22 protein-coding genes are annotated in these 23576 nt (G+C 42.1%); 11 read left to right on the forward strand and 11 right to left on the reverse strand.

What is annotated here, in order from left to right; genetic code table 11:
* Positions 1–132: 132 nt before the first annotated feature.
* On the forward strand, positions 133–621 hold the full coding sequence (locus tag H3T75_RS05010; RefSeq protein ID WP_025330591.1) for a DUF456 domain-containing protein: 489 nt from the start codon (positions 133–135) through the stop codon (positions 619–621).
* A gap of 169 nt (positions 622–790) precedes the next feature.
* Entirely contained in the window at positions 791–4201 is a 3411-nt protein-coding gene (gene mfd, locus H3T75_RS05015) for a transcription-repair coupling factor (protein ID WP_198211179.1), read from the forward strand.
* Positions 4202–4367: 166 nt separating this feature from the next.
* Here mfd and H3T75_RS05020 read toward each other — a convergent pair whose 3' ends face one another.
* The 6 genes from H3T75_RS05020 to glyQ form a co-directional block, all read right to left on the reverse strand.
* Entirely contained in the window at positions 4368–5066 is a 699-nt protein-coding gene (locus tag H3T75_RS05020; protein WP_025330589.1) for a M48 family metallopeptidase, read from the reverse strand.
* 198 nt (positions 5067–5264) lie between these two features.
* On the reverse strand, positions 5265–6026 hold the full coding sequence (locus H3T75_RS05025; protein WP_084554333.1) for a 1-acyl-sn-glycerol-3-phosphate acyltransferase: 762 nt from the start codon (positions 6024–6026) through the stop codon (positions 5265–5267).
* A 6-nt stretch (positions 6027–6032) separates the two neighbouring features.
* Positions 6033–6608 (reverse strand): D-glycero-beta-D-manno-heptose 1,7-bisphosphate 7-phosphatase, encoded by a 576-nt coding sequence (gmhB, locus tag H3T75_RS05030; protein WP_025330587.1) that lies wholly within the window; start codon positions 6606–6608, stop codon positions 6033–6035.
* Positions 6609–6616: 8 nt separating this feature from the next.
* A complete protein-coding gene (locus tag H3T75_RS05035) occupies positions 6617–7066 on the reverse strand; it encodes a cell surface protein (RefSeq protein ID WP_232336103.1) in 450 nt (149 codons plus the stop codon).
* Between the two features lie 51 nt (positions 7067–7117).
* A complete protein-coding gene (gene glyS / locus H3T75_RS05040; protein ID WP_198211180.1) occupies positions 7118–9181 on the reverse strand; it encodes a glycine--tRNA ligase subunit beta in 2064 nt (687 codons plus the stop codon).
* A gap of 23 nt (positions 9182–9204) precedes the next feature.
* Positions 9205–10122: a glycine--tRNA ligase subunit alpha gene (gene glyQ, locus H3T75_RS05045; RefSeq protein ID WP_037392164.1), complete on the reverse strand. Its 918-nt coding sequence runs from the start codon at positions 10120–10122 to the stop codon at positions 9205–9207.
* Between the two features lie 179 nt (positions 10123–10301).
* On the opposite strand from glyQ, the gene H3T75_RS05050 reads away from it, so the two are divergent.
* The 5 genes from H3T75_RS05050 to H3T75_RS05070 all read left to right on the forward strand — a co-directional run bounded on the left by H3T75_RS05050 (position 10302) and on the right by H3T75_RS05070 (position 13243).
* Positions 10302–10925 (forward strand): hemolysin III family protein, encoded by a 624-nt coding sequence (locus tag H3T75_RS05050; protein ID WP_037475569.1) that lies wholly within the window; start codon positions 10302–10304, stop codon positions 10923–10925.
* A gap of 74 nt (positions 10926–10999) precedes the next feature.
* Positions 11000–11872 (forward strand): MetQ/NlpA family ABC transporter substrate-binding protein, encoded by an 873-nt coding sequence (locus H3T75_RS05055; RefSeq protein WP_084565705.1) that lies wholly within the window; start codon positions 11000–11002, stop codon positions 11870–11872.
* Between the two features lie 79 nt (positions 11873–11951).
* Entirely contained in the window at positions 11952–12287 is a 336-nt protein-coding gene (locus H3T75_RS05060; RefSeq protein ID WP_198211181.1) for a DUF2288 domain-containing protein, read from the forward strand.
* Positions 12288–12317: 30 nt separating this feature from the next.
* The gene (locus tag H3T75_RS10890) at positions 12318–12710 is read left to right on the forward strand and encodes a type IV pilin protein (protein WP_198211182.1); all 393 of its coding nucleotides are present in this window, start codon (positions 12318–12320) and stop codon (positions 12708–12710) included.
* 104 nt (positions 12711–12814) lie between these two features.
* Positions 12815–13243 carry a hypothetical protein gene (locus tag H3T75_RS05070; protein WP_198211183.1) on the forward strand — a complete coding sequence of 143 codons (429 nt, stop codon included), beginning with the start codon at positions 12815–12817 and terminating at the stop codon, positions 13241–13243.
* 99 nt (positions 13244–13342) lie between these two features.
* Here H3T75_RS05070 and H3T75_RS05075 read toward each other — a convergent pair whose 3' ends face one another.
* A complete protein-coding gene (locus tag H3T75_RS05075) occupies positions 13343–14161 on the reverse strand; it encodes a DUF4377 domain-containing protein (RefSeq protein WP_198211184.1) in 819 nt (272 codons plus the stop codon).
* Positions 14162–14295: 134 nt separating this feature from the next.
* Here H3T75_RS05075 and H3T75_RS05080 point away from each other — a divergent pair, with 134 nt between their 5' ends.
* On the forward strand, positions 14296–15111 hold the full coding sequence (locus tag H3T75_RS05080; RefSeq protein ID WP_198211185.1) for a molybdopterin-binding protein: 816 nt from the start codon (positions 14296–14298) through the stop codon (positions 15109–15111).
* 315 nt (positions 15112–15426) lie between these two features.
* Entirely contained in the window at positions 15427–16530 is a 1104-nt protein-coding gene (serC, locus tag H3T75_RS05085) for a 3-phosphoserine/phosphohydroxythreonine transaminase (protein ID WP_198211186.1), read from the forward strand.
* 106 nt (positions 16531–16636) lie between these two features.
* Here serC and H3T75_RS05090 read toward each other — a convergent pair whose 3' ends face one another.
* From H3T75_RS05090 to H3T75_RS05100, 3 genes are all read right to left on the reverse strand, one after another.
* Complete coding sequence (locus H3T75_RS05090; protein WP_198211187.1) at positions 16637–18034, reverse strand: FAD-binding oxidoreductase; 1398 nt, start codon at positions 18032–18034, stop codon at positions 16637–16639.
* 92 nt (positions 18035–18126) lie between these two features.
* On the reverse strand, positions 18127–18999 hold the full coding sequence (gene nadC, locus H3T75_RS05095; RefSeq protein ID WP_198211188.1) for a carboxylating nicotinate-nucleotide diphosphorylase: 873 nt from the start codon (positions 18997–18999) through the stop codon (positions 18127–18129).
* Between the two features lie 130 nt (positions 19000–19129).
* Positions 19130–20089 (reverse strand): hypothetical protein, encoded by a 960-nt coding sequence (locus tag H3T75_RS05100; protein ID WP_198211189.1) that lies wholly within the window; start codon positions 20087–20089, stop codon positions 19130–19132.
* A 217-nt stretch (positions 20090–20306) separates the two neighbouring features.
* Here H3T75_RS05100 and nadA point away from each other — a divergent pair, with 217 nt between their 5' ends.
* Positions 20307–21530 (forward strand): quinolinate synthase NadA, encoded by a 1224-nt coding sequence (nadA, locus tag H3T75_RS05105; protein WP_198211190.1) that lies wholly within the window; start codon positions 20307–20309, stop codon positions 21528–21530.
* Complete coding sequence (gene nadB, locus H3T75_RS05110) at positions 21502–23040, forward strand: L-aspartate oxidase (protein ID WP_025330572.1); 1539 nt, start codon at positions 21502–21504, stop codon at positions 23038–23040. Before nadA ends, nadB begins: the two co-directional genes overlap by 29 nt.
* Here the strand turns inward: nadB and H3T75_RS05115 are convergent.
* Positions 23035–23553: a TlpA disulfide reductase family protein gene (locus tag H3T75_RS05115; protein ID WP_198211191.1), complete on the reverse strand. Its 519-nt coding sequence runs from the start codon at positions 23551–23553 to the stop codon at positions 23035–23037. The two genes, nadB and H3T75_RS05115, sit on opposite strands and share 6 nt — an antisense overlap.
* Positions 23554–23576 lie beyond the last annotated feature (23 nt).

The raw sequence follows: 23576 nt of genomic DNA on the forward strand, positions 1-23576 counted from the left end.
AAATTATCTGTTATTAATCACCGGCTGATTACATATTTTTTATCTACACAACAAAATTTATCCTTGTATGTGACAACCGCATCCCCCATTTTACTATTCTATATTATGAATTTTATTAAGGACTAATTTGCCATGAATGCAGTATTGGTAATATTGGCTATTGTTTTATTACTCATTGGTTTATTAGGTACATTTATGCCTGCTTTACCGGGTCTGCCTCTCATGTTCGGAGGTGCATGGTTACTGGCATTGAGCAGCAATTATCAGATTATGGGGGCACCCACATTAATTACTTTAGGTATACTGACTTTATTAGGTTGTTTTCTAGATTATATGGCCGGTATGCTGGGCGCTAAACATAGTGGTGCAAGCAGAAGAGCTATCTGGGGTTCTTTTATTGGTGCGATTATTGGCATGTTTTTTGCCTTACCGGGCATGGTATTGGGGCCGTTAATTGGTGCAGCAACCGGTGAATTTATTGCCAGACGCAATCTGGTCGCTGCCGGCAAGGTAGGTTTTGCCACACTGATTGGCCTGGTTGTTGGTGTGGTTGCCAAAATTGGCTGTGCATTTGCCATTCTGATTACCATCGCTGTGATGTATTTGTATTCGCTATATTAATTATTATTATGTAATAATAGCCATAATTTCAGGACTGTGTCTGAAACTGACTTGTTATTCACCCATTCCAAACAATTCTGTTTCAATTGTCTGCTTATCAGGGCTTGTCTTATCATAGCTTGCCCATAAGTACTGGCAATCAATTTCTATTATCTGTAAAACTAAAATTATGCCCGCTGCTGCTTCATTCGCATTGCCTAAAACCAGACAGACTGTAACCTGGTCTGATTTAAATGCTGGTAGTCTGCCATTATTACTTAGCCAGCATTTACCTGAAAAAAAACTGAAAATTATTTTAACTGCAGATGCTGAACAGGCAATCCGTATTCAGGCAGCATGGCAATTTTTTGCTCCTGCTGCACGTATCATGTTTTTCCCGGACTGGGAAACTCTGCCCTACGAACATTTTTCTCCTCATCAGGAGCTAGTATCAGAGCGACTAAGTACATTGTGGCAACTAAAAAACGGACTGGTTGACGTTTTATTGTTACCGCTGGCAACAGCCATGCAAAAAATTGCCCCTCCTTCATTTTTGCTGGGACATACTTTCTGGCTGAAAACCGGGCAGGAACTAAATATTGAAGCATTGAAACACAGCCTGGTTGAAGCCGGCTACAATCATGTTTCTCATGTGGTAGCGACCGGAGAATTCGCCATGCGTGGCGGTATTCTCGATATTTTTCCAATGGGCAGTGACACCCCGTTTCGTCTGGACTTATTTGACAATGAAATTGATACCATCAAAACATTTGATGCAGACAGCCAGCGTACATTAACCACTGTAGATGAAATCCGTCTGTTACCGGCACATGAATTTCCAACCGACAGTGATGCACAGAAAATATTCCGCAGCCGCTTTCGGGAAGAAATCAATAGCGATGCCCGAAAAGCAACTGTTTATAATGCAGTATCTGAAGGACATTTCGGGGCGGGTGTTGAATATTACCTGCCTTTATTTTTTGAAGAAGAATGCGTCAGTATCTTTGATTACACAGATGATGAAGCCATTCTGGTTTGTCTGGGTGATATTCATCAAGAATCTGCCCGCATCTGGCAGGATGTCAAACAGCGCTACATTCTGGCACAGGGCGATCCGGCCTATCCCCCGCTGGCACCAGATTATCTTTATCTTAGTGAAGACCAGTTCGGGGCACGTATTAAATCTTATGCGCGTCTTGTTCCGCAAATCAGCGAAGACACTACTTATACACTGCCAAGTGTCGCAGTAGACAGACAGGCTGATGATCCGCTGCACACACTGAAAAATTTTCTCCAGCAATGGTCCGGACGGGTACTGATTTGCGCAGAAAGTCTCGGACGCCGGGAAACCATGCTCAATTTTATGCGCCAGTACAGTTTACAGCCAGATATTGTCAATAGCTGGCAGGACTTTCTGAACAGTAATTCCTGCTTGTGCCTGACTATTGCGCCGTTAAGTTACGGTTGCCTGCTGACAGCTCAGCAACTGGCCATTATTACTGAGGCTGATTTATACCAGTATGTTATTCGCGGCCGGCGTACAAGACGCAAACATAGTGCTGTTTCAGACGGCATGCTGCGCGATTTGGCTGAAATCAAAATTGGTGATCCGGTGGTACATGAACAACATGGTATCGGACGCTATCAGGGACTGGTAACCCTGGATTTAGGTGAAGGTGCCTGTGAAATGATGCTACTGGAATATGCTGAAGGTTCTCAGTTATATGTACCTGTTAGTCAGCTCCAGCTTATTTCCCGCTATGCAGGCAGTGCTCATGATAACATCAGTTTGCATAAACTGGGTCATGGAGCATGGGATAAAGCACGACATAAAGCCGCGGAAAAAGCCAGAGATACAGCTGCTGAATTATTAAATCTATATGCTCAGCGTGAAGCTCAGCAAGGCCACCGCTTCAGTCTGAATGAAATGGATTATCAGGCTTTTGCCAATGGCTTTGGCTATGAAGAAACCGAAGATCAGGCTGCGGCAATCGCTGCGACCATAAAAGATTTATGTGCTGAAAAGCCCATGGACAGACTGATTTGCGGAGATGTAGGCTTTGGTAAAACTGAGGTTGCGCTACGCGCCGCTTTTGTAGCAGCAATGGCTGGTAAACAGGTGGTAGTACTTGCGCCAACTACACTGCTTGTTGAGCAACATGCACAAAATTTTGCTGATCGCTTTGCAGACTTTCCGATTAAAGTTGCCCAGCTTTCCCGCTTTAATACCAGTAAACAAACACAGGCCACACTTGCCGGATTGGCTGACGGCACAGTAGATATTGTGATTGGTACCCATAAACTGGTTCAGCCGGATGTCCATTTTAAAAATCTGGGACTGGTTATTATAGATGAAGAACATCGCTTTGGCGTGCGTCAGAAAGAACAGCTTAAACGCCTGCGCGCTAATGTGGATGTGCTTACACTGACCGCAACACCAATTCCGCGTACATTAAGTATGGCGCTGGAAGGCCTGCGTGATTTTTCATTGATTACCACAGCGCCAAGCCGCCGGCTTGCTGTAAAAACCTTTGTTCGTCCTTACAGCGAAGGTTTAATACGAGAAGCCGTGTTACGTGAACTGAAACGTGGCGGACAGGTGTTTTTTCTGCACAATGAAGTTGATACCATTGCTAACACTTATGAAAAATTAACTACTTTATTACCTGAAGCCCGTATCGGTATCGCTCATGGACAACTGCGTGAACGCGAACTGGAACAAATTATGCGGGATTTTCTTCAGCAGCGTTATAACGTGTTACTGTGTTCAACTATCATTGAAACCGGAATTGATATACCCAATGCCAATACGATTATTATTGAGCGAGCTGATAAGTTTGGTCTTGCCCAGTTGCATCAGCTGCGTGGCCGTGTAGGCCGTTCTCATCATCAGGCATATGCCTATCTACTGATACCGGATGCAATGACCAAAGATGCACAGAAACGTCTGGAAGCCATAGAAATGGCTGATGATCTGGGAGCCGGATTTACATTAGCCATGCAGGATTTAGAAATCCGTGGTGCCGGCGAAATTTTGGGTGAAGGACAGTCTGGTGAAATGATTCAGGTCGGATTTACTTTATATACCGAAATGCTCAAGCAGGCCGTGCGCAATTTGAAGAAAGGCAGAGAGCCGGATCTGGATGCCCCGCTGGGTATTACCAGTGACATTAAATTACATAGCCCTGCTCTGCTGCCGGAAAGTTATTGCCCGGATATTCATGCCAGACTGGTGTTGTACAAACGCCTGGCCAGCTGTGAAACAGAAGCTGAGATAGACCAGATACACGAAGAACTGATCGACCGTTTCGGGCTTCCTGAACCGGCCGTCTCCACGTTGATTGCCAGCCATCATTTACGCATTGAAGCAGCCAGCTTAGGCATAGACACAATTGACGCCAGTAGTGAAGCCATTACTTTTACTTTTGGCAAACATCATCGTATTAACCCCGCAACTATTGTAGCCATTATGCAAAGTGATAAAAACTACCGTCTGACTGGAGCAGATAAACTCAGAGTTAGCATTGGTATTGAAGACGTTATGCAACGTGTCCAGATTATTAAAAACATTATGAAACAACTTGCGGTTGATGCTGGCTAAACTTAAAAATAACAGGTAAGCATTTTTAGCTGACAGCCAAAAATAAAAATCAGCATTTAAAGCTGAATAACAAAAAGCAGTCATACGATGAAAATAGTATGGCTGCTTTTATTTTGTATCAGTATTGAAAACAGCCAAAATTTACCAAATTTTCCAGAGTGAGACTTTAACTGAATTTATCCAGAGCAAACAGCTCATTAGCATATTTTTTTAGCCACTTACGGGCATTATCAGCATCAGCACAGTATTCTGCAACCATTGCCCAGAAAGCTTTACCATGGTTGGCATGGCGCAAGTGGCACAATTCATGAATACAGACATAATCCACCACGTCAGCAGGTGCGCCAATTAATCTCCAGTTGAGACGGATTCCGCTACGCCGGCGACATACTCCCCAAAAAGTTCGAGCCTGACTTAATGTCATTGCCATTGGCTGCAACTGCATTACATTTGCCCAATATTGCAAGCGTAGCAACAATTCCTTTTTGGCACTTTGTTTTAACCATGCTTTCAAAAGTACATAGGGCGACTGTGAATTTACCAGTGGTACTAAAAAGCCATATTGCTTATGCCACTGCACTTTTGTTAGTACGGATATCTGAGTAAAAGGATATGCCTGCCCACGAAACCAGATAAATTCAGGTAATGCTGTTGCTATTTTTTCTGATTGCTTCCACAGTTTTTTAATAGCAATTTCATTAACGTTTAGCCATTCATACAAAGATTTCATTGATACAAATGGCGGAACGTTAATATCCAGTAAACAACCTGATGCAGGACGTACAATAATATTTTTTTTTGCTGTACGCCGTAATTTCAGCCTGATGATATCGCCATCTGTAGTTGTGTGAAGAAATTCCGACATGACAACTAATCTGATAAAAATGTAAATAAATTACTATCTGAGACAAGCAGATACTTCTATTAACCAGCACATCATATTATTTATATCCCGTTTCAGATTCAGTCTTAAAAAATTAAATAAACTGCCTGTTTATCTGCTTAGGATTCTGCAAAACACTATTTTAAAAATAAAAAAGTATCAATATTCAACTGATATCAATTAATGCGGCACAAACGGCGTTGGTACTTGCGGATGCTCTGGTGCAAACGGCCCCACCCCCTGAATTTTTACTTGCTCGGATTCTATCCATTGCTCACAGATTCTGATTAATTCTTCCGGATTATGAGCTGATTCATAATGAATCGGTTCACCAATCACTACTGTTACTTTACCCGGATATTTAAAAAAGGAATCTTTAGGCCAGAATTCGCCACTATTTAATGCGACCGGCACCAGATTCATATGTAGTTCCTGTGCCATTCGGGCAGCACCTTTTTTATAATGACCACGGAAACCTGGCTTAATTCGTGTACCTTCCGGAAAAATACAAATCCACATCCCCTTTTGCTTGCATATTTTCCCCTGACTGATAATCTGGGCATTTGCCGCTTTAGGGTTTTTACGATCAATACCGATTGTGCCGCGCCATTTCAGTGCCCAGCCAAAAACCGGTATACGAAAAAGTTCGCGTTTAGCCACAAAGGCCAGATCAGGGAAAAATACCAGCATGGCCAGCGTTTCCCAGCCGGATTGGTGTTTACAGCACACAATTCCGGGTTCGCGCGGAATATTTTCCCGGCCGGTTACTTCGTATTTTAATCCGATAATGTGCTCCAGCATCCAGAAAAGAGTTTTTCCCCATACAGTGGTTGTCCATGTAACCCCTTTTGGTACCAGCATGGAAACAATTACTACCACCAGCCAGATTAATGAAAATACACACAAACAAAACCAGTAAATCAAATTACGCAACAACAGCATGTTATATTATTCCTCGGCTGCCTGTTCAGCCAGAGTACGACAATATTTGGCAAAATCCAGCAAATCATCGTACACCTGAGTATCTTCCGGCAATTCTTCCATTTTTAATGTTTCCTTGCCTTTACCGGTTAAAACCAGTACAGGATGACCGCCAATTGCGGCAATTGCCTGCATATCGCGAATACCATCTCCGACAAGCCAGGTATTTTCTGCTTTCATATGCAGGCGATCCAGAATATCCAGTAACAAACCCGGTTCAGGTTTACGACATTTACATTTAGCATTACCGGTATGCGGACAAAACCAAACCCCGCTTAAGCGGCCGCCAGCTTTCTGTATATGAGTATGCATTTTACTATGTACTTCATTCAGCTGCTGCATACTGACCTGATTACGCCCGATACCAGACATATTTTCCGCCACAACAACGGTATAACCACTTTGAGTCAGAAAGGCAACAGCATCCATACTTCCCGGTAAAGGAAGCCACTGATCAGGATCGCTGATGGGCTGCGGTTGCATAACATTCAACACACCATCGCGATCCAGTATGATTAATTTGCCTTTTCCATTCAATGCCATAATTAACCTTATTGCACCGGCTTCAAACTTTGCCGCCACTGAATCAAAGCACTATCAAATACGCCATCAAGTAAAGACTGATTTTCATTATTAATTTCTACATGATAAAAGCTTTGCAAGGCCGGCGTATTTAATGTTTGCACATAATCTTCCATAAAACGACCATAGCCCTCATCTTCATCTTCATAGTAATAAAGTGAAAACCGTCGTCCTTCATCGTTAAAGTCACTGTCTTCCAGACAACCGGCCATATTATTCAGAACAAATTCAGCTCCGCTCATAACCTGAGCTTTCAATGCTGCCATATCTTCTTCTGCCGCTTCATCCCATTGCGGATTATATAAACCGCGGCGTACAGCCCATGACCAGTAATAACCCATATGTGTAGCAGCATTAGCCAGTGACAACGCAGGCGGATAATCTTCTTCTGTATGGAATACTATATTATCAAATATCATAATTTAGCTTTCATCCACTATTTAAGAATGAGCAGAAATGTCTGCTATTATTTACTCACTTAATAAGGCAATATCGGCCACAGCATTCATCTGCTGCGATAAACACAGTAACAAAGCCAGACGGTTATTCTTAACAGCTTCATTTTCATCCATTACCATCACATTAGTAAAGAATGCATCCACTTTTTCTTTAATTCCGGCCAGCTCTGTTAATGCCTGAGCAAAATCCTGCCGTTTCAGCACAGCCTGAATTTTTTCTGCAACCTGCTCAGTTGCCTGATAGAGCTGTTTTTCATCCTGCTGCTGCAAAAGATCTGGATTAACAGCGGATAAAGCAGAAATATCTGCTTTTTTAAGTAAATTATGAACACGTTTATTAGCTGCAATCAGTGCAGTAGCTTCATCCAGCTGTTTAAAGCGGGTTACTGCTGCAAGTCTGGCTTCCAGCTCACCCAGATTTTCTACCCTACCGGCCAGTACAGCAGCCACTACATCCTGTGCAAAGGAATTCTGTAACAGAATTGCCAGTCTGGCCTGCATAAACCCGGCCACTTCGCTGACAGTATTTTCAGCCAGTCTGCCTGAAGCAAATGTATCAAATGCTGCCTGTAATAATGGCATCAGCGCCAGATTGTGCTGCATCAGCATTCGTAAAATACCCAGTGCACTGCGGCGCAATGCATACGGATCTTTATCACCTGTCGGAATAAGTCCGATACCCCAGATACCAATTAAAGTTTCCAGTTTATCTGCCAGAGCAACCACTGTACCAGTTAAACTGTCCGGTAAAGCATCATTAGCAAAACGCGGCCAGTAATGTTGCTCAATTGCTACAGCAACATCAGCATTTTCACCATCATGCAAAGCATAGTATTTACCCATCGTTCCCTGTAGCTCAGGGAACTCCCCTACCATGTCGGTCAGTAAATCAGCTTTAGCCAGCTCAGCAGCACGTACAGCCTTATCTACATCAGCATTAAGTAACGGTGCAATAGCTTTTGCCAGCTGAGTAATACGCTGAACTCTTTCTGCAACACTACCCAGCTTATTGTGATAAACCACATTCTGCAGACGAGGCAGACGACTTTCAAGAGTCGTTTTCTGATCCTGACGGTAGAAAAATTCGGCATCTGCCAGACGGGCTCGTAATACACGCTCATTTCCATGAATAATATGTACCGGATTTTCTGTTTGCAGATTAGATACCAGCAGGAAACGATTAATTAGTTTGCCATCACTGTTTAACAGCGGAAAATACTTCTGATTTTGCTGCATGGTTAAAATCAGACATTCCTGCGGCACTTGTAAAAAGCGCTCATCAAAACCTGCCTGTAAAACTACCGGCCATTCAACCAAAGCTGTAACTTCATCCAGCAAGCCTTCTGCATAGGCTACCTGAGCATGAAGTGCATCAGCCGCTACAGTTAAACCCTGTTCAATACGGGCTCGGCGCTCGGCAAAGCTGGCCACTACTTTACCCTGCTCCAATAATACTTTTTCATAATCTGAAGCATGGTTAAAAATAATTCTGTCTTTACTCAGGAAACGGTGACCTAAAGTCCAGTTCTGGCTGTCTAATCCCAAGACACTGCCAGTAACCGTTTCAGTACCATGCATCATCACCAGTCCATGTACAGGCCGGACAAAAGTAAAGGTACTGCTACCCCAGTGCATCACTTTCGGAATAGGCAGTTTTTTGATGGATTGATTCAATATATCACTTAACAAGGCATTCAGTGGTAAACCAGCCTGAGTATATTCATAGGCAAATACCATTTGTTTGCCATCATTAATCTGGCTAAGCTGACTGATTTCTACCTGATTACTGCGGGCAAATCCCTGCAAAGCCCTGGTAGGCTCACCATCTTTCATACCCGCTGTTACACTTGGACCTTTTTTCACAATTTGCTGGTCTGCCTGCACCGCTTTAACATTTTGCACCAGAACACCCAGCCGTCTGGGTGCAGCAAATACCTGATAATCAGCCACACCACTAATCAGCTGTGCCTTTTCCAGACCCTCAACAACTCCGGCGGCCAGACTTTCACCCAGATTATTCAGTGCCTTTGGCGGCAACTCTTCAGTACGCAGTTCAATTAATAAAGGAGCATTCATGCAAGTATTACTTTCATTCAGTTTCAGGCAGTCTGATTAGTAGTATTTTTATTCAGTAACGGAAAACCAAGTTTTTCACGGCTTTCAACATATTTTTGTGCAACTGCACGGCTTAAAGCTCGAACTCGACCGATATAAGCCGCCCGCTCGGTTACAGAAATAGCGCCGCGTGCATCAAGCAAATTAAACGTATGTCCTGCCTTAAGTACTAATTCATAGGCTGGTAATGCAAGACTGACATCCTCTACAGCCAGCAGACGTTTAGCTTCGGTTTCATAATAATTAAACTGTGCCAGTAACCATTCTGCATTACTGAATTCAAAATTATAAGTAGACTGCTCGACTTCATTCTGATGATATACATCACCATAGGTGACAATCCGGCCATCATGAGTTTTAGCCCAAACCAGATCATAGACATTTTCAACACCCTGCAGATACATTGCCAGCCGTTCAATACCATAGGTAATTTCACCCAATACAGGCGAACAGTCCATACCGCCTACCTGCTGGAAATAAGTAAACTGAGTCACTTCCATACCATTGAGCCAGACTTCCCAGCCAAGTCCCCAGGCACCCAGAGTGGGATTTTCCCAGTCATCTTCTACAAAACGGATATCATGCTGACAGGGATCTATACCCAGTTCCTGTAAAGATGCCAGATATAACTCCTGAATATTATCAGGAGCAGGCTTCAGAGCGACCTGAAACTGATAATAATGTTGCAGACGATTTGGATTTTCACCATAACGCCCATCCTTAGGACGGCGTGACGGCTGCACATAAGCTGCAAACCATGGTTCCGGCCCCAGTGCACGCAAACAGGTTGCCGGATGGCTGGTACCCGCTCCTACCTCCATATCCAATGGCTGTAACACCACGCAGCCCTGTTTAGCCCAATAGTTTTGTAATGTAAAAATAATTTCCTGAAAAGTCAGCATGACGAGAAATTTCTGATAGTCTGCAAAATTATCTATTTTACTGTGCTTGCAAGCAGTTGAACAGCCATAGACCTGCATGTGGATAAATACCGGCACAATAATAAAAATAAAAAACACTTGCACCTTTTGAGCGCTAGTGAAACGATAGTCATCTTACAAATTACCTTAGCAAACAAAATATGTATCGCGGTGAACGCTTTAATGCATACTCTCATTTTATCGGTTTTATTCTTGCCATCACAGGCACCGTATTTTTATTAATTAAATCCGCTATGTACGGAGATGCTTACCGTATTGTCAGCTCAGCCATTTATGGTGCCAGTCTGATATTCTTATATGGTATATCTACACTTTATCATTCTATTTATTCTCATCGAGCCAAAGCGGTGTTACAAAAATTTGATCATTGTGCGATTTATCTGTTAATCGCAGGCAGTTATACACCATTTACCCTTACCACATTACACGGAGGCTGGGGCTGGTCAATTTTTGGCATATCATGGGGACTGGCAATATTTGGTATTATTCAGGAAGTGACTATCGGACGTAAAAGTGAAACCCGCATTCTGTCATTAGTCCTGTATCTGATTATGGGCTGGCTGATTATTGTTGCTATTTATCCGTTGATTCACCGGATGTCTGCACCAGGGTTATTCTGGCTGACTGCCGGCGGGCTGGCATACAGCATTGGCATATACTGGTTTGTCAATGATGAAAAAATCCGTCATGGACATGGTATCTGGCATTTATTTGTTTTGTTAGGCAGCCTGGCCCAGTATATATGTGTTTACGCCTATATCTGACTGTAATAGTAAAGAGAAAACAGTATCAATATAGTCAATATCCGTTTCAATTTTTAAAACATAAAAAAGAAAGAATCATAGTGAAAAGTTATTTGAAATTCCTTTTATTAAGTTTGTGTATCCTCACTCTGGCGTCCTGTAGCGGCGAAAAAAACACTCAATCTGCAGCTTCCACTGAACAAAATAAAAAAGAAATTATTATCGGCACTACTGTAGGCGATTTTGCCGATATGGTCAGAGATCAGGTAAAACCAGAACTGGAAAAGCAGGGATATCGGGTACAATTACTCGAATTTACTGATTATGTGCGCCCTAATCTGGCATTAGCAGATAAATCTATTGACATCAATATTTTCCAGCATAAACCCTATCTGGATGATTTTGCCCAATCACGCCACTTAGATATTATGCCGGCATTTCAGGTTCCTACTGGTCCGCTTGGAATATATACCGGCCGGATGCATGAACTGAGTGCAGTAAAAGAAGGCTCCAGTGTTTCTGTACCCAATGACCCGTCCAATCTGGCACGTGCTCTCGTTATGCTGGATAAACTAGGCTGGATTACTCTGAAAACCGATATTAATCCTCTTAAAGCTTCACTTGCCGACATAGCAGGTAATAATAAAAACATCAAACTGGTACCATTGGAAGCTGCTCAATTACCTCGTTCGCGTCATGATGTAGATTTTGCAGTGATCAATGGTAATTTTGCGACCAGTTCTGGCTTAAAATTTACATCCGCCCTGTATCTGGAACCCGGCTATACTTATGTTAACTGGTCAGCAATCCGCACTGCTGATAAAGACAGCCAATGGGTAAAAGACATAACAGCCGCATATAACTCAGCTGCATTTAAACAATATGCATTCAAGCGCTTTGCCGGCTATAAATATCCTGAATCATGGGGTATTCAAGCTACTCAACCCGCATCCGCACCGGCAAAATAATTAAATCAATTAATCATGAGCAGGCATTCCGTATACGAATTTAAAACGGAATGCTTTTACAAATAATGTTTATCTACATATGCATTCGAATAATCTTACTTTAAGCCATCCTCTGCCATTAGAACAGAAACTCAATCTGGAAACTGCCCGTATCAACTGGCATGAACTACAAACTCACTTTGCCCGGGGTGTTTGCATATATGTTGCACCAGAACTGGATTTGGTCAATATAGCCCACATGATAGCTACTGATAACTCCGCTGCCATTGCACTTTTGATTCAAGAAGGTAAAATTGGTAAAGTAAGCGATATAATGGCGCAACAATATTATGATTGTAACCAGCCAATGTGGGCAGTAGTTGTCAGACCATATGTACTGGTACAGCCTGACCAAACTATTGTTGAAAACAATTGATCATAAGCATTTTAAAAGAAAGAGAACGTGATGCGACGCCACACTTATGGTTTTACTATTATTGATTTATTGATTACTATGGCTATTATTGGCATACTCGCTGCAATTGCCTATCCCACATATCAAAATTATGTGATTAAGGCACGAGAAGAAAATGTCAGAGCCGATATGTCAGAAAATATTAGTTTATTAGAACGTTATTACTCATTGAATAAAACATTTGATAAGTATTCTAATGATAAACTAACAAAAAAGAGAAGCGAAAAATTCTTTACTATTACGGGAGATTATACAGAAAGTAGTTATATTTTGACAGCCACACCAACTAAGGCAAATTCAGGAGAAACCAAAAATGTTGTCTATAATTCTGTAGAAGGGTGGTCACTTTGTAATAAAGAAAATAAAGATTGCGAACCCTTTTAAAATTTCTGTGAAATCGATTATATATTTCTCACTTATTTTCAAAATTAATGAGATATCAAAGATATTAATATTAAATTTTTATAAATTTAATTAAGGGTGAGTATATGAATATACTGAAATTATTTCTGTTAACTGTAACAATCGGTTTACAGTTTAACCCTGCTCTGGCAGCCAGCCATAAAAACTTCGCTGATAATAATGAATTTGATGATGCAGATAAAATCTTAGCTCAAATGTATCATCAGCAACAGCAAATTGAAAAAGAAATCGACAGATTATCCGCATCAGTTATTCAGGATGATAATCAGGTTAAGCTTTTTAAAAACTGCAAACAGCCAGAGTGCCATCAATATTGGGAAACAACATCCTTCCATCTTGATCCGAATCAGAATTTCACTTATCAGAATCAGATTAGTAAAGACGGACAAAGCAAATCAGTTACCCGTAGAGGTAAAATCACTCAGCATAATGGCAGAAAAACATTAATACTGAATAATGCCAACAGTCAGCCGGATGTTTATTTACAACAGTAAATTCTCAACTTTTTAGGATGTATTGAATACAAAATATCCGTTAAATAAAAAGGCAATGATTTTTTTCATTGCCTTTTTATTTATCTATTATAGAAAACTTTATTTATGTTTATGCTTCGGAGACTTCACTACTGAGCGTTCGATTATCTGATCCAGTTTATAAACATATTGGTTATCTGCAGCAGTACCCGTTACATCAGCCGGTTTAACCTCATATACATTCAGACGTAATACCTGATTTTCCTGCGGATTAAACTGCCAGCCATCAATCTTGCCGGCAAAATTACGCCATACACCAGTTTTAACCTTAACGCCCTGATCATTGTAGCTAATTTCTCTGACTTTCAAACACTGAGCTGCCCCCTGTGCAGTTTGACAGGTTTGGGTTTGCGGGCTTATTTCCCAAAATACCACAGTAGGCTGACCATATTGAGCAACGGCAGCAGGGACACCGCGCCAGAGCAAATGATCACCGCGGCGGTTTTCAATCCATAATTGTGGCTGCGCATTCTGGTCATTCTCAGTATTAAGCAGACCTGCATGTAATTTCTGACCATTCATAAAAGCCACAACTGCAGAGTCCTGCGCCATAATATCAGGCGCACAGGCTTTCATAGTGCTTACAGGAGCCTGAATTTGCATATCCTGATCATTTAACTGATAGTTAGAACTGATATTATTGCAGCCACCGGTAACATTTAGCCGCTGACCAGAAAAATTCATTGTCATAGATGAGCCAGATGCAAAACCGGGTAACGGCCGACCATGCCGGTCAGTAGCTTCAGCCAGCTGCCAGTCATAGGCGCTTAACTGCGGAACAGTGACGGCGCGCATACTTACCTTACGGTCAGATGTATGTGCACAGGCCGCAAGACTGCCGGCAATCAGAGCGGAAACTGCTAATTTTTTGATATTCATAAGTACATCCTTGCTAAAATAACACTACACTTGCACATTAAAATAATTCAGCACATAAAACAACATTCATGTTTTATTCGGCAGACAGGATATAGCTATCATGCAACAACTGCCGCAAATACAGGAGTATTCGTATGCAATTCGGTATCATTATAATTGGTGATGAAATTCTTAATGGTTCGCGTCAGGACAGCCATTTTGTTTTTTTCAAACAATTATTACAACAACACGGTTTATATATGGCCTGGGCGCAATATTTACCAGATGATCAGGTAGTCATTACCAGGCAGCTTATTGAATCATTTAAAGAAAAAATACCTGTTTTTGTTACCGGCGGCATAGGTGCCACACCAGACGACCATACTCGCCAAGCCTGTGCAAAGGCATTAAACCTGCCGTTAACACCTCATCCGGAAGCACTAAAAGTAATTGAATCCATTTCACTGAAACAGGGAGATTCACTTGACAGCCCTGCACATTTGCAACGGGCAAAAATGGCTGAGTTTCCACAGGGTTCAGCACTGATTCCTAATCCTTTCAATAACATTGCTGGTTTTTCAATCAATGAGCATTATTTTTTCCCGGGCTTTCCCCAAATGGCACACCCTATGGCCCAGTGGGTACTGAGTCAATATTACCAGCAAAATTTTTTCCGGCAAAAACTGGTGACTAAAGCAGCTCTGGTTGATGGTGTGCCTGAGTCCAAAATTACGCCATTGATGGAAGCAATTGAACAAAACTGGCCTGGGATTAAAACTTTTAGTTTACCCACCATTCGTGATGATTTACCGGCAGAAGAACAAATACATTATTACCGTCTGGAATTCGGTCTGAAAACACATAGTGAAAATTCTGCTTTTTTACCAGAAGCCTGGGAATATGTATTACAGGAACTACAAAAACTGGGGGCAACCAATATTATCCCACTGGATAAAAGCAGTGAGGGCTGAATATAAAGATAAGACTGATGGCTTATCTCAGAATAAATCCGATTATTTATAGAAAAATTACCTGTTCAAACGTAAAAAAAAAGTGGTTTAAACTAAATCCATTATACTAACAGGCAGAAATAACCATACTTTTGCTACTTTACATGCAAAACGGTTTTGTATTTGCGTTCCCATTATCAAGCAACTAGAATTTCACCAGTTCACTGACAGATTGCAACATTAATCTGTAAACAGACTGCCGGTGTATACACAACCATCAAACGCACTGAAATTAATCAACAACAGTACATTTCTGTAACAGGTTTAAATTTATTCATGACAACACTGAACACATACAATTTTTCTGCCGGTCCTGCAATACTGCCAGAGGCCGTATTAGAAACAGCACAGGCTGAAATGCTGGATTATAACGGTACTGGTTGCTCAGTCATGACCATGAGCCATCGATCAGATGCTTTTATCAGTATTCTGCACCATGCCGAGCAGGATCTGCGCCAGCTTATGCATATTCCGGACAACTATAAAGTTTTGTTCATGCAGGGCGGTGCCAGTGCCCAGTTCAATATGGTCGTGATGAATCTGGCCAATGGTTTTAAGCGGGTTGATTCAGTAGTCTCCGGTAACTGGAGCCGTATCGCACACAGCCAGATGGGTAAACTTTCCGATGCAGAAATACATCTGGCAGCACATGGTGGTGATTTATATAACTACACAGATGTACCGCCAGTTGAAAGCTGGGATGTGGATCCAAATTCTGCTTTTGTTCATTACTGCATTAATGAAACAGTACATGGTCTGCAATATCGCAATATTCCCAAACCAGATGGTTTGCCCCCTGTCATCTGCGATATGTCGAGCGAAATTTTATCACGACCAGTAAATGTGGCAGATTTTGGCGTTATTTATGCCGGTGCACAAAAAAATATCGGACCATCAGGTGCTACTATTGTGATTATTCGGGAAGATTTGCTTGATCGTTGTTCTGAACGAATACCTGATGTGTGGAATTATCAAAGTCATATCAGCCGGCAGGGAATGTACAACACTCCGGCAACTTACCCGATTTATATTTCAGGTCTGGTATTTCGCTGGCTGCAAACTCACGGTGGTGTGGAACAGATGGAAGCCATTAATACCCTTAAAGCTGAAACTTTGTATTCTGCCATCGATAACAGCAATGGATTTTATATCAATAATGTGAAACAGCATGCACGCTCACAGATGAATGTTATTTTCCATACACCTACAAAAGAGCTGGATAAATTATTTGTACTGCAAGCCAATGCTCATGGTTTGAGCGGATTACAAGGCTATAAATCAATGGGCGGAATGCGGGCGAGTATTTATAATGCCATGCCCATACAAGGGGTTGAAGCTTTAGTAGAGTTCATGCAAGAGTTTCAGCGCCGCTACGGATAATCAACTTTTTTTCTGATTACTGGTGTGGCGATAATATACCACACCAGTTTTTCATCTCTATTCTGGAAATATTCAATTCGCTCAAAGCTAAGTTCAAACTCTATGTCTAGTGAGCCGTTGCCGGACGGTACCGCTCCAGAAATAGATTACTGAATTTATTCTCCGGATCTAAGCGCTCTTTAAGCTTAAAAAATTCTGCTGCCCGTGGGTATGCACGCTGAAATTGCTCCTCAGTTGCATGCAATTGATAAGGTAAATAATAAGTACCTCCGTTTGCCAATGCCGCATCTATTAACTCCCGTGTCCATATTCCTACCTGCTTTTTACTCTGTTCATCAGTTCCTTGCTGATAATAAATCACAAAAGCAAATACCTCAGTTTGAGCCCATGCCAGCAAAGAACCACTATCAGGAATAGCATGACGAATAGAGATATTGATAATATTTGCCTGATGCTTTTTCAGGATGTCGATCATCTGCGGATAAAAATCATCAAACTTTTTTACCGGTATGAAATATTCTTCCAAAGCAAAACTTTTATCTTGCATGGAAATAGGCTCTAAAAGTGCTACTGCTAAGCTGGCTTCATAATTACGCATCATTACTGGCTGTTTTACAAAATAGGCATCATCATATAATTTGCGCAATTCTTTACCAAAATCCGATGCAGCAACAATTTTCAATTGTCTTTGGCGTTTGCGTGTAGGTGCAGAAAGTGGTCTTAAACGGGCAGAAATGGTTAATGGTTCATCAGTCTGCTTAAAAGTCACAGCCCTAACTTTTTTGAAATCAGGAGGATAAATAATGGCATTATGAAATATGGCCGTTCTGTCAGAACGAATCTGCTCAGAGAAATAAGAGGAATACTGACTAATCGGCATCACATCATTAATTCGTTTTACTTTTACATTTTCAGTAAGGCGTAATGTCACTTCTGTGATAACACCCAATGCACCATAGCCACCAATAGCACCATAAAAAATATCCGAATTTTCTTGCGGGCTGGCTAAAACTATTGAACCATCTGCCAGTACTATTTTAATTTGCTCAACAGACAGGATAATAGGACCTGCCCCCATATATCGACCATGTACATTAACACTTAAAGAACCACCGATACTAAAATCAGCCAGACTTTGCATGATTTTCACAGATAATCCATATGGATCAATCAGTTCTTGTACCTGACGCCAGTTTGCACCTGCTTCTATAGTTAAAAGTTTTTGTTCAGGATTAAAAGCAATTACATGATTGAGTTTTTGAGTATCTATTTGCACGCCATTCTGAACTGCAGTTTGCCCGCCCATACTGTATTTACCACCAGCTATACTAATGGGACCGGTTGTGTGCTTAATCAGCTCTGCAACCTCTTCGGTTGATTCCGGCTGTATTACAGCGGTCATCTGTACCGGCGTCATACCGGTAACATCATTGACTACCACCGCATACGCAGTTAATGGCAGCAACAAACAAAAATAGCTATACCAAATAATTAGTTTTTTCATTATTAAATAATATTTATTCTTATAAAAGATATATTATTGTACTAATTAATGATAATATGATATTTGTTCTAAAACAAAATTTTTGATTATTTTCACTTTTTCAGAATATTCTGATTATCTGCATAATCCAGACCAATATCCAGATAGCGTGCGCTGTGGGTCAGATAGCCCATCGCCAGAAAATCTACGCCTGTTTCTGCAGCAGCTACCACAGTATCCGGTCGCAAATTACCTGAAGCCTCAGTCTGACAATGTCCCTTACACCAGCTCACAGCTGTTCGCATTTCTTCTATTGACATATTATCCAGCAATACCAAACTGACGCCTTCATCCAGAACCTGACGCAATTGCTCCAATGTGTCAATTTCTACTTCCACTGCAATCAAATGGCCGGCATAAGATTTAGCCTGCTTAACAGCAGTAATAATATCTCCTTCGCTAAGCGCAATGTGATTGTCCTTAATCAGTATGGCATCATCCAGCCCCATACGATGATTACGTCCCCCGCCCATTCTTACTGCATATTTCTGGACTATACGCAAATTAGGTATGGTTTTACGTGTACACGTCAGCTGAGCTCCGGTATGGGCTATTGATTTCTGAATTTTATGAGTTGTAGTGGCTATCCCACTAAGATGCGTCAGAAAATTTAACGCTGTACGTTCGGCAGCGAGAATAGCACGCGCATTACCGGCAACCCGGGCCAGCACTGTACCGGCAGCGATAATCTCACCATCATTTTTGTATGCAGTAAATTCCAGATTTTCATTCATCAGAGCGAAGCTCTGCCTGGCCAGCTCTAAACCGCATACCACACCGGGCACTCTGGTTACAATACTGAATGCGGCCATCCTGTCTTCCGGTATCACTGCCTGCGAGGTAACATCTCCGCGTCTGCCTAAGTCTTCTGACAGTGCAGCCTGTACCAGTGGTCGGATAATTATTTCTGGTAAATCGCTAATCATATTGTTAAGCCCTGATATATACTCTTTTAGAGTATATATCAGTAGTCAAAGTCTGAAAATACGTTAACAAATAATAAGCAAATAAATTTCTATTTTATCAACGGAATTGATGCCAATTACGCTAACCGAATTACTGAATATGATTATTAATTAATGGTAATCTGTAACCGGAGAGCAGACTTTCCTGTAAAACATTTTCATTAAAACGGTACAACTGTGCCGGACGTCCGCGCTCAGCCACTATTGTGTTTCCGGTTGGCACAACCAGCTGCTGATTGTTGATTAATCTGCGAAAATTCTGTTTATGCAAATCTACGCCATTCAGCGCCTCTATGCTTCTCTGCAACTGATATAGAGTAAATTGAGGCGGCATTAAATCAAAAATCACCGGACGATACTGTAATTTAGCTCGTAAACGAGATACAGCAGTAGCAAGAATACGGCGATGATTAAACTGCATGGAGCGACCGGTCAGCATGGCCGGCAGACGACCGTCGAAATAGGGAGATTCAATAATCATGCCAACTTCATACATCAATTCATAACGCAACAGAACATTTTCTGCCAGCCATTGCTGCCCGTTTATTCCCCAGCATAAATTCAGGCGCTGCTGACGCTGATTGCGGATTTCCTGATTCGGAGCAGCATCTACCCAGTTTTGCATCGGCAGGATTAATTGATCAAGGATCTGCTTTTGCTGAGGCAGTCTGCTGTCTTCCCAAGGAAAAAATTCATACCAGTCATGCCATTTGGCTTCCAGCTTTAAACCACTCTCAGCAGCTTCTTTTACCAGTCCGAGATAGCTGATATTAATTACAGCATGGCCGCAATGATGGCTGCGTTTGACATCAACAAATGTATATAACTGTTCCATATAGCCTAATGGCTGACCTGTCTGCTGATGTACCCAGGTTCTGGCACCAGCCTGTAAAGAATGATGTACAGGTTTCAGCGGACCATATGGCAATAGTTTTCCATCGTTTATGGTAAGTACCCGAGCACTAAAATCGGTAACAGCAAACAATACCGCCACGAGTTCAGCTGCACTGTCGCTATAACTTGAAGATGAATATTCAGCTGAAGAGTGCATGCGGATAAACTCCTTTATTAAAGCTGGCTAATTGTAAAGAATTTGTCGCAAAAAAACAAAATTCACTGATTGAGTACATTACCGCAAAAGCACCGTTGTATCTAACTGTATTCAACTGATTATCACATTCAGTCGAGTTTATTCGAGTTTTTAGTTTTTTCGTATTGCCTTATATACTCATTATGAGCATAATTAATTATTCCTTTCAGGAGCGATTATGCAAAGTACCAATCAATGGCGTGCATTCGATTACGAAAAACCACAATTGTCATCAGTTGCAGCTACTGAAAATGCTGCACAAACTACTAAAGATGAATCTGCTGTGCTGCAATGTGCCTGGGCTAAAATTCCACAGCAATTGGACCGGCAGCAAAAGCAAAAATATATTGAACGGGTAAAAGCTTTATTACAGCAACAGCAGGCTGTGATGCTGGCACATTACTATGTTGAACCGGAATTGCAGGATCTGGCTCTGGCTACTGGCGGCATGGTTGGTGATTCACTGGAAATGGCACGTTTCGGAGCACAGCATCCGGCACAGACATTATTGGTAGCCGGAGTGAAATTTATGGGCGAAACAGCACGAATACTCAGTCCAGAAAAAACTATTCTTATGCCCGATACTGAAGCGACCTGCTCTCTTGATCTGGGTTGTCCGGCAGAAGAATTTACTGCTTTCTGCAACCAGTATCCGGATCGGACAGTTGTGGTTTACGCCAATACCAGTGCCGAAGTTAAGGCCATGGCTGACTGGGTCGTTACTTCGTCAATTGCTCTGGAAATTGTTTCTTTTTTACATGCCCAAGGAAAAAAAATTATCTGGGGCCCGGACAGACATCTTGGAGAATATATTCAGAATCAGACGGGTGCAGATATGGTGCTCTGGCAGGGTTCCTGTCTGGTACATAATGAATTTAAAGGTCAGGAGCTGGCTTTAATGAAAGCACGCTATCCGCATGCCAAAATACTGGTTCATCCTGAATCACCGGCTGCTGTAGTCGCTTTAGCTGATGTAGTAGGTTCTACCAGCCGTCTATTGCAGGCAGCAATTCACGATTCGGCAGATACATTTATTGTAGCGACAGATCAGGGCATATTACATGAAATGCATAAACATGCTCCGGAAAAAACCTTTCTGGCCGCACCTACTGCAGGCAATGGTGCCACCTGCAAGTCTTGTGCTTTCTGTCCCTGGATGGCTATGAACGGATTACAAGCCTGTATAGATGCTTTAAGCAAACCAGAACAGCATAAAATTGATCTACCTTCTGCTTTAGGTAAACAGGCTGGTATTTCCATACAGCGTATGCTTGATTTTTCAACTGCATGGCGGGAATTTCATACTGATAAGACCAATCTTCACCATACAGAAAACCATTCCCCCGATATTTTTGCTCACTGGATTAGCCAACATGACCAATATCACACCCTGCTCTGTTAATAATACCGATGTTTTGATTATCGGTGCCGGTTTGGCCGGGCTGACGGTAGCCTTATCTTTACCGGAAAATTTTCACATTACTTTGCTGGCAAAAGAAGATTTATCAACCTGTGCCAGTAATCTGGCACAAGGCGGTGTAGCAGCCGTTATTGATCAGGCAGACAGTGTAGCCGAACATATTAAGGATACGCTTATAGCTGGTGCCGGCTGCTGTAATGAAAAACAGACTGCCGAAATTCTGGCTGAAGGCAACAGTGCTATTGAATGGTTATGCGCCCATGGCGTGGAATTTACCCGTGAGAATGGTCGCCTGCATCTGACACGTGAAGGCGGACATGGCCGGCGGCGTATCGTACATGCGGCAGATCATACTGGTCACAGTATTACTCGTACACTCCAGCAACAGCTATCAGCACGACCAAATATTCATATTTTGCCGCATAGCTGTGTTATCGATTTAGTGCATGAAAATTCAGTTTGTACCGGAGCAGTCGTACAGATGGCACAAACTGATGAGACTGTAACTATTCAGGCTAAGCATACAGTACTGGCAACCGGAGGATTGGGACAATTATTCACTCTGACCACTAATCCGGTAACAGCAAATGGGCAAGGAGTTGCTTTAGCGGCTCTGGCTGGTTGCAGAACGCAAAATCTGGCTTTTGTACAGTTCCATCCCACAGCACTTGCCTTACCTGAAAATCCGTGTTTTCTGATTTCTGAGGCTGTACGCGGTGAAGGAGGTATTTTACGTAATCAGCAAGGCCGGCGCTTTATGCCTGAATACGATAACCGTGCCGAACTGGCTCCGCGTGATATTGTTGCACGCGCCATTGCCAGCGAAATAGCCAAAACCGGCCATCACTGTGTGTATCTGGATATCACTCATTTACCTGAAAGCTTTATCCGCACACATTTTCCACAAATTCACCAGCATTGTCTGCAACAGGGTCTGGATATCACTCGTGAATTAATTCCGGTAGCACCAGCAGCACATTATGCCTGTGGCGGCATTGTTACAGACACCAATGGGCGTACCGATATGGCTCAGTTGTATGCTATAGGTGAAACTGCCTGTACCGGGCTACATGGTGCCAATCGTCTGGCCAGTAATTCTTTACTTGAATGTGTCGTAACCGGACGCAATGCCGCGGCATCGATAATTGCTTCTAAAGAATATCCGCAAACATGGCCAATCAATCAGCAGAAGAATTCATCAGAATTAACCTGGCAGGAAATTATTTTTCCGGAACATCCTCATCCGATTCAGGATATCCCTTCTTTCAGCATGCAAGCACTGCAACACTCTATGAGCCGTTATTTTGGAATTTGCCGGCGAACTGATGAAATGCTCACACTGCATGAAATCTTACAATACTGGTATCAGCAAACCATTAATCAGCAACATAAACTGTCACTGGTAACTGCACTATTAATGGTACAGGACGGACTGAATCAGCAAATGAACCGTGGCACCCACTTTAATCTTGACCTACAGGAAAATCTATAAATGAACGTTGTGCTGTTTACACTGCCGTCTGGCTTCAGCAATCACTTGATTCAGCTTTATTTCACTCAGTGTACCTATCAATGCCCGCTGAAAACCGCATTTAGGTGCCTGAACCTGAGTAAAAGGTACTCCGCCAATATTATTGCCTAAACGTTGCATCCATGCGCGGCTATCCGAACCTGTATAACGGTATAACGGATACGGTACGGACACCTGCTGAGTAAAGCGTTGTAAATTTGCATCATTATCTAAAGATACACCAACGACAGTAATGGTTTTCTTTCCTGAATTTCGTTGTTGCTGGTACCAGCGCGAAAGCATAGCTATTTCACTACGACAAGGTTTACACCAAGTTGCCCAGACATTTACTACCATTATCGGGGAATTAGTTGGTAAAGTAGCCGGTGTACGCTGAGACCAGTTTTGTAATTCTGAAGCATGCACACGAATACAGCTCAGAAACAGTGCGCTAATTAAAAATATTTTTTTCAATACTTGGGCAGACGGAAACATATCATTACCTTAATATTACCTTT

Origin of the sequence: Snodgrassella sp. W8135, from assembly GCF_016101225.1 — a bacterium.
GTDB classification, from domain to species: Bacteria; Pseudomonadota; Gammaproteobacteria; order Burkholderiales; family Neisseriaceae; genus Snodgrassella; species Snodgrassella alvi.

Excerpts from the sequence above, each read along its gene's own strand:
- H3T75_RS05010 (WP_025330591.1), top strand. The coding sequence starts at position 133 with ATGAATGCAGTATTGGTAATATTGGCTATTGTTTTATTACTCATTGGT.
- mfd (WP_198211179.1), top strand. The coding sequence starts at position 791 with ATGCCCGCTGCTGCTTCATTCGCATTGCCTAAAACCAGACAGACTGTA.
- H3T75_RS05020 (WP_025330589.1), bottom strand. The coding sequence starts at position 5,066 with ATGTCGGAATTTCTTCACACAACTACAGATGGCGATATCATCAGGCTG.
- H3T75_RS05025 (WP_084554333.1), bottom strand. The coding sequence starts at position 6,026 with ATGCTGTTGTTGCGTAATTTGATTTACTGGTTTTGTTTGTGTGTATTT.
- gmhB (WP_025330587.1), bottom strand. The coding sequence starts at position 6,608 with ATGGCATTGAATGGAAAAGGCAAATTAATCATACTGGATCGCGATGGT.
- H3T75_RS05035 (WP_232336103.1), bottom strand. The coding sequence starts at position 7,066 with ATGATATTTGATAATATAGTATTCCATACAGAAGAAGATTATCCGCCT.
- glyS (WP_198211180.1), bottom strand. The coding sequence starts at position 9,181 with ATGAATGCTCCTTTATTAATTGAACTGCGTACTGAAGAGTTGCCGCCA.
- glyQ (WP_037392164.1), bottom strand. The coding sequence starts at position 10,122 with ATGCTGACTTTTCAGGAAATTATTTTTACATTACAAAACTATTGGGCT.
- H3T75_RS05050 (WP_037475569.1), top strand. The coding sequence starts at position 10,302 with ATGTATCGCGGTGAACGCTTTAATGCATACTCTCATTTTATCGGTTTT.
- H3T75_RS05060 (WP_198211181.1), top strand. The coding sequence starts at position 11,952 with ATGCATTCGAATAATCTTACTTTAAGCCATCCTCTGCCATTAGAACAG.
- H3T75_RS10890 (WP_198211182.1), top strand. The coding sequence starts at position 12,318 with ATGCGACGCCACACTTATGGTTTTACTATTATTGATTTATTGATTACT.
- H3T75_RS05070 (WP_198211183.1), top strand. The coding sequence starts at position 12,815 with ATGAATATACTGAAATTATTTCTGTTAACTGTAACAATCGGTTTACAG.
- H3T75_RS05075 (WP_198211184.1), bottom strand. The coding sequence starts at position 14,161 with ATGAATATCAAAAAATTAGCAGTTTCCGCTCTGATTGCCGGCAGTCTT.
- H3T75_RS05080 (WP_198211185.1), top strand. The coding sequence starts at position 14,296 with ATGCAATTCGGTATCATTATAATTGGTGATGAAATTCTTAATGGTTCG.
- serC (WP_198211186.1), top strand. The coding sequence starts at position 15,427 with ATGACAACACTGAACACATACAATTTTTCTGCCGGTCCTGCAATACTG.
- H3T75_RS05090 (WP_198211187.1), bottom strand. The coding sequence starts at position 18,034 with ATGAAAAAACTAATTATTTGGTATAGCTATTTTTGTTTGTTGCTGCCA.
- nadC (WP_198211188.1), bottom strand. The coding sequence starts at position 18,999 with ATGATTAGCGATTTACCAGAAATAATTATCCGACCACTGGTACAGGCT.
- H3T75_RS05100 (WP_198211189.1), bottom strand. The coding sequence starts at position 20,089 with ATGCACTCTTCAGCTGAATATTCATCTTCAAGTTATAGCGACAGTGCA.
- nadA (WP_198211190.1), top strand. The coding sequence starts at position 20,307 with ATGCAAAGTACCAATCAATGGCGTGCATTCGATTACGAAAAACCACAA.
- nadB (WP_025330572.1), top strand. The coding sequence starts at position 21,502 with ATGACCAATATCACACCCTGCTCTGTTAATAATACCGATGTTTTGATT.
- H3T75_RS05115 (WP_198211191.1), bottom strand. The coding sequence starts at position 23,553 with ATGTTTCCGTCTGCCCAAGTATTGAAAAAAATATTTTTAATTAGCGCA.